The organism is Dyadobacter sp. (assembly GCF_039919315.1).
Taxonomy (GTDB): domain Bacteria; phylum Bacteroidota; class Bacteroidia; order Cytophagales; family Spirosomataceae; genus Dyadobacter.
Genome location: NZ_JBDSFX010000102.1, coordinates 201,219 through 214,112, shown reverse-complemented (window position 1 = coordinate 214,112; position 12,894 = coordinate 201,219). Strand labels below are relative to the sequence as shown.

Genomic DNA, 12,894 nt, shown 5'->3' with positions numbered 1-12,894 from the left:
CAGGATATTTCAATATACGAGAAAATCACTCTTAAAGTGAAAAGGCTGAGCGATTTTTCAACGAAACAGCACGAATTAAATTTTTCCGTCCGTTTCTGTGTTCAGTAAAAAAGGGATGCCAGCTATAAATTGACTTTATTGTCTAACTTCTACATTTAATGACAGCCAACCACCAAGAACTATTCTTTCAGCGTCTGGACAAGCAGAATGAGAGATACAAATACAAATTGCCTTCCCGACAGGATGCTGGTAAATTCATTAAAGACCTGATTAATTTTTTATTCCCGATCAGTCAGGATTGCCCTAGTTGCCCATCGAAGGATCTAGCTGCAAAATATGCTGACTTACGCCACAGTCTGGACTGCATGCTACAACCCATGCTTCCACAGCTGGACAGAGATAAAGAAGACATTCTGGATCAGGTTTTTTCACAAATCCCCGGTATCTACGAAGATCTTTTGATGGACGCCAAATCTATCACGGATAATGATCCTGCATCGGTAGGCATTGAAGAAGTTATTGCGGTTTATCCCGGCTTTATGGCCATTGCGACCTATCGCTTTGCGCATTCTTTTGCTAAAAGCGGTATACCACTGCTACCTCGGATGCTCACAGAATATGCCCACAGCCAGACTGGGATAGATATTCATCCCAATGCGGTCATAGGCCATTCATTTTTTATCGATCACGGGACGGGAGTAGTAGTTGGAGAGACGACGCACATTGGCAATAATGTAAAATTGTACCAGGGCGTAACGCTGGGTGCTACCCATGTTTCAAAGTCGCTCGCATCGCGCAAGCGACACCCCACTATTGAAGACAATGTGGTAGTTTATGCCAACGCAACTATTCTGGGAGGAGAGACCGTCATCGGTCATGATTCGATTATTGGCGGCAATGCTTGGTTAGTAAGAAGCGTACCTCCATTTTCGCAGGTATATCACCAAAGCAAAATAGAGATACGCCAGCAACCTCTGCCTCTTACATAATGCTCCGGATAAATCTCCGGACACCCTCCATGTAAACGGGTTCTGCCTGTGGGAAGGCATAACGTGGTTGAGTAGTCATCGTAATGCTGATGAAACCATAGGTTAAACACCACCATTCATAATAAGTCTTGGTTACAGCCTCGCCTGATTTCGGGCGCAGGCCTGCGATCATTTCCCAGACCGGATTACCTTTGATACTCATTGCCTCAGAGTAAACTCTCTTGGAATCACAGTATGCACCTTCCAGGTTAAACATGACCTGAAAGACTTCGGGATTCTCAACGGCAAAATGCCATATGCTCTGCGCAACTTCCACCAGTTGTTTCTGGGGATTACTGAAATGCCCTTTTATTTTGACAAATTCTGATTGCAGGTAATCGAAACCTTCAATGCGGATTGCTTCCAGAAGTTTGTCTTTACTTTCGAAATATTCGTACAGGATTGGCGGACTGTATTCAATCACCTCAGCAATTTTGCGAATCGAAACAGCGGTCCACCCGTCTTCACGAGCGATCTCCTTGGCTGTCTTAACGATATCTGAACGAACCTGTATTCTAAGCCGCTCTCTTCGCTCTACTATTCCCATGCTACAATGTGTCTTTTATGATTGAGTCAGAATGTTATGCTCTCAAATATAATGATATACTCCATACGGCTCAAGGGCATTTCGCCCCTCACCAGCAAAAATTTTGCTTAACTTTTTTATTTTTTTTCACAAACTGCGTTCATGAAATCTGACGGCTGATTATAAAATTTTAGTGTTAGAAAATTTTTTTTAACCGTCAAAAATGTTAATGATCTACCTTTCTGGTGGATCCATTTTTCTCTATTTTTTCCACTAGCCTGTAATTCGCATCCTGTGCCCTTACTTTGCCGCGCGACTCGTCGGTAATGCGTAAGTTATTCTGATACAGGTCGAGCCGCACAGATTTTTGATTGTCGTTTGCGTAATTTCTGAGCACCATCCGCATCTGATTTTTCAATGACTCATCCAATATTGGAAAACAAATATCAATCCGCCGGTGCAGGTTACGATGCGTCCAGTCGCAGGATGATAGGAAAATCTCATCATTGCCCCGGTTAGCAAAATGAAAAATACGTGTGTTTTCAATATACCGGTCCACGTGCCGGCTGATCGTAATGTTATCACTGATCGATGGTAAACCGGAGATCAGTCCACAGCTTTCGCTCACGATCACATGCACGGGAACTCCCATTTGGCCGGCCTGATATAGCTTATCAATGAGAATATGGTCCTGCAACTGATTTATTTTAATGGTTATAAATGATTTCAGACCTGCATTGCAATTGGCAATTTCGCGATCAATCAAATCCAGGAGTCTTTTTTGGAGCGTAAACTGTGTTACCTGCAAGAAGTTAAACGGCAGGTACTTATATTTCTTAGGCTCATCCTGGGTTGACAAATAACCAAACAGAAGTTCCAGCTCATTGGTCAGCTCGCGGTGGCTGGTTAGCAGCGCATGGTCTACGATCTCCCGGCTGGTAAGCCTGTAAAAACCACCGGTTCCTAAAAAAGCGTAACGCTCCCACCCCTTTTGAACCTTTCGTTTAACCAGGGCCATTTTTGCATGAACCTTCAATCCGGGAACACTTAGAATGATCTTCACCCCTGCATCCCGCATCTTTTTTGACCATTGCAAATTCTGTTGAATGTCCAGTTTGGTATTTAGTTCAACATAGGTAGTTACCCGTTTCCCATTTCTTGATGCGCTGATCAATGAATTGAGAATAAATGAATTGGGACTAATTTTATAGAGTGAAACATGTATTTCCCTCACATGCGGATCAATGGCCGCCTCATTAAAAAACCGAACAATCGGCTCATAGGATTGGTAGGGCAGATGCAGCAGCTGATCTGCTTTTTGAATAGATTCAAAGACAGAGGTTGTCTCATCGAAGTCCGGATTCTGTACCGGCCTTTGGTAGGGATAGTCCAGGCGCCGGGACAAAACAGGAAATTTGACCAGGTCCTGCATACATATATAATGTCCGCGCTCATGAAACTCGCTCATCGGTATGGCAGCCTTGCCCGCCAGGTATTCCCGCATAAAAAGCGGCATGCCTGATTCGTAAAAATACTGCGACGGCTGTATAAAGTTCCTTTTTTCAAGCTGTTTCAGAATCCGTTGTGTAATCTGCATCGGGTACTCATCTTCCACCGCTAATTCCGTTTCCCGTTCTACCCGAATGGTGTAGCTTTCAAGAACTGTATAGCCCGGAAATAATAACCCCATGTTTTCACGGATCACGTCTTCCAGAAATGCAACATGCCTTTTCCCATCCCATTCAGGCAGTTCGACGAAGCGACCATACGCTTCGGAAGGCACATTCACCGTAGCATACCAATCCTCATCAGCATCCTCTTTAAGTTGCAGCCTGACAACCAAATAAAGCTGCCTGGATTCAAAAAATGGCATCTTCGAACTGCGACGGCTGTCCATGAAAACAGGTTGTAAATAACGGAACAGCTTGTCGACGAAAAATTTACGCAGGAATGCAGAATGCTCGGCTGCAAAGGCCTGCCGATAGTAAAGGTGAACGCCCTGATCGGCCAGCGCGGGTAAAATACCAGAAAGTAAGATGTCGTTGAATTCGCGCAGCTGATTTTCGACCGTTTCATAGACGTGTTCCAGAAGCGATTCAGGAAAAAGGTTCAACTTGACACGGATATCATTGCTAACCTCGCCCATAGCCAACAAACTTGGAATACGTACCCGGAAAAATTCCTTGGTTTGGTAGGCATAAATTCCCAGAAAACGCAGACGCTCCCTAACGGGTACGGTTTCATCCTTCGCTTCGAGCAATAGTCTGTAATTATTGGAGAGCCAGCTTAAATTTGGATCGAAGTAGGGATAGGAAACATCAATCATTGAGTGTGGTGAAAAAGATTCTAATTTTGTTACAATATAAATACATTTGGCGGGTAAGGATATAACTTTGCGACACAAAATTAACCACGTACGATAAGCGTTCGTTGTTATATCTTCATTCAAATTCTTAATACAATTACTATGCGCTATCAATTATTGGGCCGGTCGGGTTTAAGGGTATCAGAACTTTGTTTGGGTACCATGACCTTCGGAACAGAATGGGGCTGGGGAGCTGACAAACACGAAAGTTTTAAAATATTCGAAGCATTTGCCCACGCAGGAGGTAATTTTATTGATACAGCCAACCGCTATACCGAGGGTTCCTCTGAAAAATATGTAGGCGAATTCATTGAAAGTGATCGTGATCATTGGGTGCTGGCCACCAAGTTTACACTCAAAGACCGCAACAATGATCTGAACTTTGCCGGTAATCATCGCAAGAATATGTTCCGCTCTGTTATGTCGAGCCTGAAAAGGCTTAATACTGAGTACATTGACTTGCTTTGGGTGCACATGTGGGACAATACCACTCCTACCGAGGAAGTCATGCGCGGCCTGGACGATCTGGTTACAAGAGGATTGGTACATTATGTCGGAATTTCCGATACACCCGCCTGGATCGTTTCGCAGGCCAATACGATTGCCGATTTTCGGGGTTGGAATGCATTTGCCGCTATACAGTTTGAATACTCATTGTTACAGCGAACGCCTGAAAGGGACCTTCTTCCGATGGCCAAAGCGCTGGATCTGGCTGTTACTCCCTGGGGTGCTATCGGCGGAGGCGCATTGACCGGAAAATATTTGAGAGGGGAAACCGGCCGCGTACCTGACGACAGTATGCGCCGTAACGACCATAGTAGCATTATTGCACAAACTGTGGTAGATGTGGCAAGCGAATTGGGCGTCACACCCGCCCAGGTAGCTATCAACTGGACACGTCACCGCGACCAGGTAATGATACCCATCATTGGAGCTTCCAAAGAGAAACAACTCATCGATTCCCTTGGATGTCTTAATTTCCAATTGCCTGAGGAGGTTATTCAAAGGCTCAATGAGGTCAGCAAAATTGAATTAGGATTCCCACACGAGTTCCTGAAATCGGACGGGGTCAAGGAGGAAGCTTTTGGAGGATTCTTTGAAAAGCTGGATAATCATAGGAGCTGAAAATACTTCGGCTATCGGCCGTCGGCTATCAAAAATAACCGACTGCCGATGTCTACTTGCCCCACTTCTCCGGCGCTACTCGCCAGGCGCTTAGGCTTTCCACTTGCGAGCTATTGACATAGTCGTGCTCCAATGCGGTTTCTATCAATGCATTGTAGTTGCTCAATGTGCTCAATTTCACATTTTTCACTTTAAAATTATTTTCTGCGACTGCGAAACCATAAGTAAAAATCGCCACCATTCCGGCTACTTCAATACCAGCGTCTCGCAGCACATCTACTACTTTGAGAGAGCTTCCGCCCGTGGAAATCAGGTCCTCAATAATAATTACAGATTGTCCCTTTTCGATCCTGCCCTCGATCTGATTTCCCATTCCGTGCTTTTTTGGCTCCGGACGAACGTAGGCAAATGGAAGTTCCAGCAAATCGGCTACTAATGCTCCCTGCGCAATGCCGCCCGTCGCTACCCCTACTACCACCTGTGCATCCGGGTATTCACGTCTGATCAATTCAGCAAGCATTTTTTTAATGTAAGTCCTCGTCTCCGGATACGATAACGCGACACGGTTATCGCAATATATGGGCGACAGCCAGCCAGAGCTCCACTGAAATGGTTTTTCGGGGCTTAATTTGATAGCCTGGGCTTCCAGCAGCAGTTCTGCAATTCTTTTGGTACTCTCCTGATCGTTCGACATTGTTACTCTTCGGATTCCTCTTTTTTACTATGATTTATAACTAATAACTTATCAATTCGGCTTCGGTCCATGTCAATCACTTCAAATTCAAAGTGTTTCCATTTAAACTTCTCCCCTGTTTTAGGAATATTTTCCAGTACATGCAGCACAAATCCTCCCAATGTGTTGAAACCCACCAGCTCACGGCGCTCTGTATCCTGAATATTTAAATTGAAATAATGTAAAAAATCATCAAATGGAAGCTGTGCATCGATCAGATAACTTCCATCCTCACGTCTGACGATTTCAGAAGCCTCTTCAATATCCTCTGAAATGTCGCCTACCAGGGCATCCATAATATCGTGCATCGTCAGCACACCGAGCAAGCCGCCATACTCATCGACAATAATGCCAAAATACACACGCTGTTCTTTGAATTTCTCCAGTGCCTGATAAGCACGGTTACTTTCGGGGAGATACACCGGATCGCGGACAATGGCATTCAAATCCGCCATTTGTGCTTCAATGTCTGTGGCGATCAGGTCCTTTACATATACCAGCCCCACCACATCGTCCACTGTACCACGGCAAACCGGGTAAATGGAATGTCTGGAATCAAAGATCTTTGCTTTATTTTCTTCAATGGTATCTTCCAGGTCCAGCCAGACGATTTCCTGCCTGTTGGTCATCAGTGAGGTTACTTTTCTGTCGCCAAGCTGGAAAACGTTGTGAACGATCTCCTGCTCGATTTCTTCAAAAACACCACCAGAAGTTCCTTCCTGGATCAGACTTTTGATCTCTTCCTCAGTTACTGAATTCTCACTTTGTTTGATATTCAGTATTTTAATGATCAGATCACTGGAAAAGCCGAGTAAAGCAATGAACGGCGCGGTTGCCTTTGAAAGCAAATTCATGGGCGTGGCCATAAATTTGGATATCGCCTCCGGGTTGGCCATACCAATCCTTTTAGGGACCAGTTCTCCCAAAACAAGCGAGAGATAAGTGATAAAAACCAGTACCGTTCCAACTGCGAGTGAATGGCTATAAGGTGTCAAAACTGGTATTGTCGATATAAAATGCTCAAAATCAGAGGTAATGTTATCGCCGCTGTACATACCTGTTAAAAGACCTATCAATGTAATACCGATCTGAACAGTCGATAGAAAACGGGTTGGCGAATTGGCTAGGTGTAATGCGGCTTTGGCACTGGAATCACCATTTTTTGCAGCAGCTTCAAGACGGGATTTACGGGATGAAACAAGTGCGATCTCAGACATGGAGAATATACCGTTGAGCAGCACAAGAAGTAGAATTATCAGGAGTTCCAAGAACTTTTAATTTGATACTAATACAAATTTATCAATAATAATCTCTGTCTAAACTAAACTCTTTACTTAATTTTGGTATCGATTCACGTACCATTTGAAAAATGATCATTTTTTTTGACGACCGTCCATTCAGAATTGTACGGACTAATCAGCTTTCTGCAACGGAAACCTCGGCTTTTGACCACATTGTGGACCTGAGATTGGAGAAGTTGCAAAAAAGCATGCTCAGCGGGCATGTCTTGTTCCTCAATTCCACATCGGCGATCGCCATCCAGTTACTACAAATCCTGGAAAAGGGCTTACCCAAGGATATGTTGTCGGTTACGGTGGCAACCAGGGAAAAATCGGAGGTGGAGGACAAAATTAAATCTCAATACAAAGTAATTAAAGCCGCCGGAGGAGTTGTGGTCAAGGAGGGAAAATGGCTTTTCATGTTCCGCCGCAAGAAATGGGACCTTCCCAAAGGGAAACTCGATAAGGGTGAAAATTCAAAGACTGCTGCAATACGCGAAATAGAAGAAGAAACTGGCGTGAAAGCGCTGGTAAGGGACAAAATCTGCACTACATGGCATACCTATACGCTCAATAACAACCGCATTCTGAAACGTACCAAGTGGTACCTCTTCGACTGTCTGGACGATTCTCAAATGAGCCCGCAGGTGGAGGAACAAATCGAAAAACTGGATTGGTATACGCAATCAGAAGCCAAATCATTGCTGATCAACTCATACAGCTCGATCCGATATGTAGTGGATAGCCTTGCCAAGGCACACAACATCAAGGAATCCTGAACATTTGATGCATTCATGATAAACTCAGCCTTCTTGGTTGAGTTTATTCATTTCTGAAAGTGAGTAAGGCAGAAAATCATCGACCTCCTGTCCATAGCGGTGCAGGTCACGGATAATGCTGGAACTGATAGGAGCAAGTGGCGGTGAAGTGATCAGGAAAACAGTCTCAATTTCTTCGTACAAGTACCGGTTGACCTGTGAAATACCATTTTCATACTCAAAATCGGTTGTGTTACGCAAGCCGCGCAGCAGAAATGTCGCGCCTAATTCTCTGGCTGTGTGGGCAGTTAGGTCATCATAAGTCACTACTTTCACATTACGCTCCGAATCGAAAGTCTTTTCAATCATTTCCTTCATCACATCCAGCGGAAAATACCTTTTCTTGGTTGCATTGTTTCCAATACCGATCACAACCTCATCAAAGAGCCTTAATCCACGCAAAACGATGTCCTGGTGTCCTTTCGTAAACGGATCAAATGACCCTGGAAAAAGTGCTATACGCTTCATAAGCTACGCTGCCGTTTTATTAGGATGATACCAGGTATGTATTGAAAAGGCCAAAATACCTGTGGCCAGGAACATCACCACACTGGGGACTGTATTTTAATGTAGTGGGCCCGTTTCCTATCTGCAAATTGGAAAAAAATCGCGAAAGCTCCGTATATGCATCCGAAGAAGATGATATTTCACCATAACATAATACCTTCATTTCGTCCGGCAGCAAGTTTAACTGATTGAGCGTGAAAAGTATAATGTAGGCCAGCTCCTGGGTTTGCGAATACCTAAACCTGTTACAAAGGATCAACTGCTGACTTTCGCTGACAATGAGCGTAAAGTATTCCTTTTCAAAATAAATTGAAACGATCCTGAGCTCCTGCTGCTCGGCATGGCTTACCAGCGCGCCGATAATCAAAGGACTGGTAATGTGGTAAAATGCGATGCTGGAAGAACCAAAGTGATTGATCATCCAATCATACCAGATCTGCGGAATGCTGAATACATTATTGGCATGTACCAGCGGTAATTCATGATAAAGTACCTTCTCCTCCTTTGGAACAGCATTACCCAACGCAAACGAAAGGTAGTCCTCCACTGAATCCTTTTCAAAGATCAGATTAGGTATCAGACTGAAAGCGTGTGAATTAATAGCAATCCTAACATTTTTCCAATCATTGGAAGACCATAGCAAATGCCCTGTAAAGATCTTTTTTAGTTTTTCAAAAATCTCGTCCGGATTCAGGGCCGTATCAAATGCATAATCTTCCAGCCAGATACATTCCATCCTTTCGTCCCGGACAATGCAAAACCGGATGCGCCTTTCGTCCACTTCAATGCACAATGTGCATAATGGAATACTGGCCGCGTCGAATGAGTTATCGCCTACGAGCAGCGTAGGTATAATTTCAATGACCTGGTTTTCAAAATTTGCCACAGTAACAGGATAATGTTAATTAATATAGTTGTTAAGCCTCAGTATTCCCTCTACCGAATCAGCTTTGGAAAAGAGCCTATGCAATTGATCAGCATGGTATCGACTAATCTCCTGCCAGTTCATAAAACGCACATCTTGAATGATCTGATTCTGAAACAAAAATTCCGGATCAAGGCCTTTTATGATTGCACCTTCAAAAGATGTTATCTCAAAAAACAATTCAATAGCGTGCAAGGGATCAGCAATGTGCTCATTAAAAAAAAGCAGTGAGCCAACCTCGACTTCCAAACCGGTTTCTTCCTTAAATTCCCTTTGAACAGCCTCCTGTGCAGTTTCCCCAAAAATTATCCCACCACCAGGAGGACTCCAGAAAAAACCGTCTGTCCCATACATAGCATGATTGACGAGCAGGATCTTTCCTTCGGCCACACAAATACCACAAGCGCGTACCCGTATTTGACCTCCATACAAATCCTTCACATCATCATTGATCGCAGGCAAAATGTAGTTTTTTAGAGCGGCAAAGATAACCATCCTGCCAGAATTGGCAAGACATAATTATCCAGTCACGAACCTGTTCTGTTTTGAATGTAGCTAACAGTTCCGTATCACTTTCTGCGTGAAGTAGTTAATGTGACTTTCAGGAATAAGGACTGCCTGAGATATAACTTTCAAGCGTGTTGATATGCTCCTTTTGTTCCCGGATAATGGCCGATACGATGTCATTGATAGAAATGATCCCGATCAATATCCCATCTCGGTTCACAGGTAAATGGCGAATATGTTTGTCAGACATAATCTGCATACATTCCTCGATTTTCTGATCGGTTTCGACTGTAATCACCTTGGAGGTCATCACGTCCCTGATGAGCGTATCCCGTGAGCCCCTTCCCTGAAGAATAACCTTTCTTGCGTAGTCCCTTTCTGAGAATATACCGATCAATTCATTATCTTCAAGAACCAAAACTGCACCAATGTTTTTCTCGGCCATAAGTTCCAGAGCCTCAAACACCGTGTTGTCCTGCGTTACGGACCAAAGCGCATTGACAGGCTTGTTGCCCATTACATATTGTACCAGCATAGATGTTTAGGTTTTGATTGTGAGGTAAAAGGGAGTCTAATATATGGAATTGAAACATTAAAATCCAATTAATTCTGTGTATATTTTTGTAATCCTACCCCCACTTTGATATTACTTTTCCTTCCATTAGATTCGTTGGCATGGAAACAGACAAAATTTTACCTTCCGAATTATTACGAAAACGTTTTCCCTTTAAACCCACTGACGGACAGCTTCGTTTTTTTAATAAAACCAATGATTTTCTGATCGAAGAAAAGGGCCTGGAACGATATAGAGACTGTTTTCTTTTGAAAGGATATGCGGGAACAGGTAAAACAACCATCATCAGCACATTAATCAAAGTCCTTAAAAACTTCGGCTACCAATCGATTTTGCTGGCACCAACCGGCCGCGCAGCGAAGGTAATGTCGGGCTATGCTGATAAAATCGCCCTGACGATACACAAGAAAATATATAAGCAAACGGCCGACTCGTTTTCAGGCACATTGACATTCCAGCGACAGAAAAATTACCACAACAATACATTATTCATTGTCGATGAGGCTTCTATGATCACCGACGAGGCTGATTTCGGAAGCCGGAGCCTGCTGGCCGACCTGATTGATTTTGTATTTGAAAACCCGGGTAACAAGCTGATGCTGGTTGGCGACGTCGCTCAGCTGCCGCCCGTGGGCAAGGAGCTAAGTCCTGCATTGGACGGGGACTATCTGGAAAAGACATACTATATGTCCGTTTTTCAGGAAGAGCTCCGGGAAGTAATGCGTCAGGATGAGCAGTCAGGCATTCTGTTCAATGCTACCTTGCTAAGAGAGCAACTTGCCGCCGAAAAACCTGAAATCCAGATCACCACCCGCTCCTACCGGGATGTTTTCAAAATGACGGGAGAAAAACTGGAAGAAGGGCTGCGGTATGCCTACGATAAATATGGGAAGGAAAACTCGATTATTCTGACCCGTTCCAACAAATCGGCAGTTCAATACAATGAGTATATCCGGCGAATGATCAATTTCTCGGAAGAAGAATTAGACGCGGGTGATAGACTGATGGTCGTGCGAAATAATTACAACATTTTGGATGAAGACTCACCGGCGGGTTTTATTGCCAATGGCGATTTTGTAGAGCTTTTGAAAATTCGAAAAACGCAGGAAATGTACGGTTTCCGCTTCGCAGACGTCACATTGCGCCTGAGTGATTACGAAAAGCAGCCTGAATTTGACGCTAAAATTTTCCTGGATACGCTCCATTCTGCCTCGCCTTCCATGTCCTCCGAAGATAATAAGAAGCTCTATGAGGCAGTATTGGAAGATTATTTTCACATTAAGTCAAAAAAAGAGCGAGTCGAAGCTTTGCGTAAAGACCCTTATCTGAATGCATTGCAAGTCAAATTCGCTTATTCGCTGACTTGTCACAAAGCGCAGGGCGGACAATGGAGCGCGGTATTCATTGACCAGGGTTACCTACCCGAAGAGCAGATCAATGCAGAATTTATCCGCTGGCTTTACACGGCCATCACCAGGGCAACCGACGAAGTATTCCTGATGAACTTTCACCCTCATTTTTTTAAGTAAAATCGATTGAACATTATAAATTAATCTGTTACAGAAGCGCGTTGCAGTCTGTCGTTGATAGCCAGTCCGAGCCCTGTCATAGGAACCCATTCAGCCTTGATCGTAGCAACAGGCAATGTATCCAGCTCTCGCAGGTAGGCAAATAAGTGACGCGCTGCCTCCTGCATATCCCCTGATGGACTCAAAATGCGTTGATATTTTCTGTCCAAACCTTCCAGATACTGGTCAAATAAAAGATAGCCCATCAACTCATTATCTTCGTCGGAAATTTCATTCCTTCTTTGCAGGTACAATGGTTTTCGGGGAGCATAATGGCTTTTGAGCATACCGGGAGCCTTCGGATCGGAGGTTGAATGCGGCATTAATTTCACTGGGCCAACTACATTTTCAATATCCTCAATGGCCAATCCGCCCAACCGGTACACAATGATATCGTCGCCTTCAAACCCAATAATGGTGGACTCAATGCCTACTTCGCATTCGCCACCGTCTAATATGTAAGGAATTTTATCACCCAACTGCTGATCAACGTGCCCTGCATTGGTAGGACTAATGTAACCAAACGGATTGGCGCTGGGAGCAGCCAATGGGAATGTAAGACCTGCCAACAGTTCGAGCAGCAACGGATGTTTGGGAATGCGGACGGCAACTGTGTCCAAACCCGAAGTGACCAGATCAGGGATAATTTGTTTTTTAGGCAAAAGCAAAGTCAGCGGCCCTGGCCAGAAATGTTGGGCAAGTCGTTGTGCCGTTTCAGGAAATTCAGAAACATATTCCTTCACTTTTTCGATCGAATCCGTGTGAATGATCAATGGATCAAATGCAGGCCTGTTCTTGACTTCAAAAATGGATAAAACCGATTTTTCATTCAATGCATTGCCTGCCAGCCCATACACGGTTTCGGTAGGAATTGCTACCAGTTCTCCTTTAATAAGAAACTCCTTTGCAATGTTTAGTTCGGTTCCGGTGATTGCCAA

General features: G+C 44.1%; 13 protein-coding genes. 4 read left to right on the top strand and 9 right to left on the bottom strand.

From position 1 onward, the window contains the following. Window positions 1–158: 158 nt before the first annotated feature. Window positions 159–989: a serine O-acetyltransferase EpsC gene (gene epsC, locus ABIO93_RS30480; protein WP_348073815.1), complete on the top strand. Its 831-nt coding sequence runs from the start codon at window positions 159–161 to the stop codon at window positions 987–989. Here the strand turns inward: epsC and ABIO93_RS30475 are convergent. Both ABIO93_RS30475 and ppk1 read right to left on the bottom strand, forming a co-directional pair. Further along, the gene (locus tag ABIO93_RS30475; RefSeq protein ID WP_348073814.1) at window positions 982–1,575 is read right to left on the bottom strand and encodes a TetR/AcrR family transcriptional regulator; all 594 of its coding nucleotides are present in this window, start codon (window positions 1,573–1,575) and stop codon (window positions 982–984) included. The genes epsC and ABIO93_RS30475 overlap by 8 nt on opposite strands. A 205-nt stretch (window positions 1,576–1,780) precedes the next feature. Further along, window positions 1,781–3,880: a polyphosphate kinase 1 gene (gene ppk1, locus ABIO93_RS30470; protein ID WP_348073813.1), complete on the bottom strand. Its 2,100-nt coding sequence runs from the start codon at window positions 3,878–3,880 to the stop codon at window positions 1,781–1,783. Window positions 3,881–4,021: 141 nt separating this feature from the next. Here ppk1 and ABIO93_RS30465 point away from each other — a divergent pair, with 141 nt between their 5' ends. Next, window positions 4,022–5,044, top strand: a complete 1,023-nt coding sequence (locus ABIO93_RS30465) for an aldo/keto reductase (RefSeq protein ID WP_348073812.1) — start codon at window positions 4,022–4,024, stop codon at window positions 5,042–5,044. Window positions 5,045–5,096: 52 nt separating this feature from the next. Here ABIO93_RS30465 and pyrE read toward each other — a convergent pair whose 3' ends face one another. Then, entirely contained in the window at window positions 5,097–5,738 is a 642-nt protein-coding gene (gene pyrE / locus ABIO93_RS30460) for an orotate phosphoribosyltransferase (RefSeq protein ID WP_348073811.1), read from the bottom strand. A gap of 2 nt (window positions 5,739–5,740) precedes the next feature. Continuing rightward, a complete protein-coding gene (locus ABIO93_RS30455) occupies window positions 5,741–7,045 on the bottom strand; it encodes a hemolysin family protein (protein WP_348073810.1) in 1,305 nt (434 codons plus the stop codon). Window positions 7,046–7,146: 101 nt separating this feature from the next. On the opposite strand from ABIO93_RS30455, the gene ABIO93_RS30450 reads away from it, so the two are divergent. Beyond that, entirely contained in the window at window positions 7,147–7,836 is a 690-nt protein-coding gene (locus ABIO93_RS30450; RefSeq protein ID WP_348073809.1) for an NUDIX domain-containing protein, read from the top strand. 24 nt (window positions 7,837–7,860) lie between these two features. Here the strand turns inward: ABIO93_RS30450 and coaD are convergent, their stop codons facing one another. The 4 genes from coaD to ABIO93_RS30430 all read right to left on the bottom strand — a co-directional run bounded on the left by coaD (window position 7,861) and on the right by ABIO93_RS30430 (window position 10,349). After that, on the bottom strand, window positions 7,861–8,343 hold the full coding sequence (coaD, locus tag ABIO93_RS30445) for a pantetheine-phosphate adenylyltransferase (RefSeq protein ID WP_348073808.1): 483 nt from the start codon (window positions 8,341–8,343) through the stop codon (window positions 7,861–7,863). Window positions 8,344–8,362: 19 nt separating this feature from the next. Continuing rightward, window positions 8,363–9,268, bottom strand: coding sequence for a DUF3822 family protein (locus ABIO93_RS30440; RefSeq protein ID WP_348073807.1), 906 nt, complete (start codon window positions 9,266–9,268; stop codon window positions 8,363–8,365). A 15-nt stretch (window positions 9,269–9,283) separates the two neighbouring features. Continuing rightward, window positions 9,284–9,802, bottom strand: a complete 519-nt coding sequence (locus ABIO93_RS30435) for an NUDIX hydrolase (protein WP_348073806.1) — start codon at window positions 9,800–9,802, stop codon at window positions 9,284–9,286. Window positions 9,803–9,908: 106 nt separating this feature from the next. Beyond that, window positions 9,909–10,349, bottom strand: a complete 441-nt coding sequence (locus ABIO93_RS30430; protein WP_348073805.1) for a CBS domain-containing protein — start codon at window positions 10,347–10,349, stop codon at window positions 9,909–9,911. A gap of 140 nt (window positions 10,350–10,489) precedes the next feature. Here ABIO93_RS30430 and ABIO93_RS30425 point away from each other — a divergent pair, with 140 nt between their 5' ends. Next, window positions 10,490–11,917, top strand: a complete 1,428-nt coding sequence (locus tag ABIO93_RS30425; RefSeq protein ID WP_348073804.1) for an AAA family ATPase — start codon at window positions 10,490–10,492, stop codon at window positions 11,915–11,917. A 20-nt stretch (window positions 11,918–11,937) separates the two neighbouring features. Here the strand turns inward: ABIO93_RS30425 and ABIO93_RS30420 are convergent, their stop codons facing one another. After that, complete coding sequence (locus ABIO93_RS30420) at window positions 11,938–12,894, bottom strand: L-threonylcarbamoyladenylate synthase (protein ID WP_348073803.1); 957 nt, start codon at window positions 12,892–12,894, stop codon at window positions 11,938–11,940.

Excerpts from the sequence above, each read along its gene's own strand:
- epsC (WP_348073815.1), top strand. The coding sequence starts at position 159 with ATGACAGCCAACCACCAAGAACTATTCTTTCAGCGTCTGGACAAGCAG.
- ABIO93_RS30475 (WP_348073814.1), bottom strand. The coding sequence starts at position 1,575 with ATGGGAATAGTAGAGCGAAGAGAGCGGCTTAGAATACAGGTTCGTTCA.
- ppk1 (WP_348073813.1), bottom strand. The coding sequence starts at position 3,880 with ATGATTGATGTTTCCTATCCCTACTTCGATCCAAATTTAAGCTGGCTC.
- ABIO93_RS30465 (WP_348073812.1), top strand. The coding sequence starts at position 4,022 with ATGCGCTATCAATTATTGGGCCGGTCGGGTTTAAGGGTATCAGAACTT.
- pyrE (WP_348073811.1), bottom strand. The coding sequence starts at position 5,738 with ATGTCGAACGATCAGGAGAGTACCAAAAGAATTGCAGAACTGCTGCTG.
- ABIO93_RS30450 (WP_348073809.1), top strand. The coding sequence starts at position 7,147 with ATGATCATTTTTTTTGACGACCGTCCATTCAGAATTGTACGGACTAAT.
- coaD (WP_348073808.1), bottom strand. The coding sequence starts at position 8,343 with ATGAAGCGTATAGCACTTTTTCCAGGGTCATTTGATCCGTTTACGAAA.
- ABIO93_RS30435 (WP_348073806.1), bottom strand. The coding sequence starts at position 9,802 with ATGGTTATCTTTGCCGCTCTAAAAAACTACATTTTGCCTGCGATCAAT.
- ABIO93_RS30430 (WP_348073805.1), bottom strand. The coding sequence starts at position 10,349 with ATGCTGGTACAATATGTAATGGGCAACAAGCCTGTCAATGCGCTTTGG.
- ABIO93_RS30425 (WP_348073804.1), top strand. The coding sequence starts at position 10,490 with ATGGAAACAGACAAAATTTTACCTTCCGAATTATTACGAAAACGTTTT.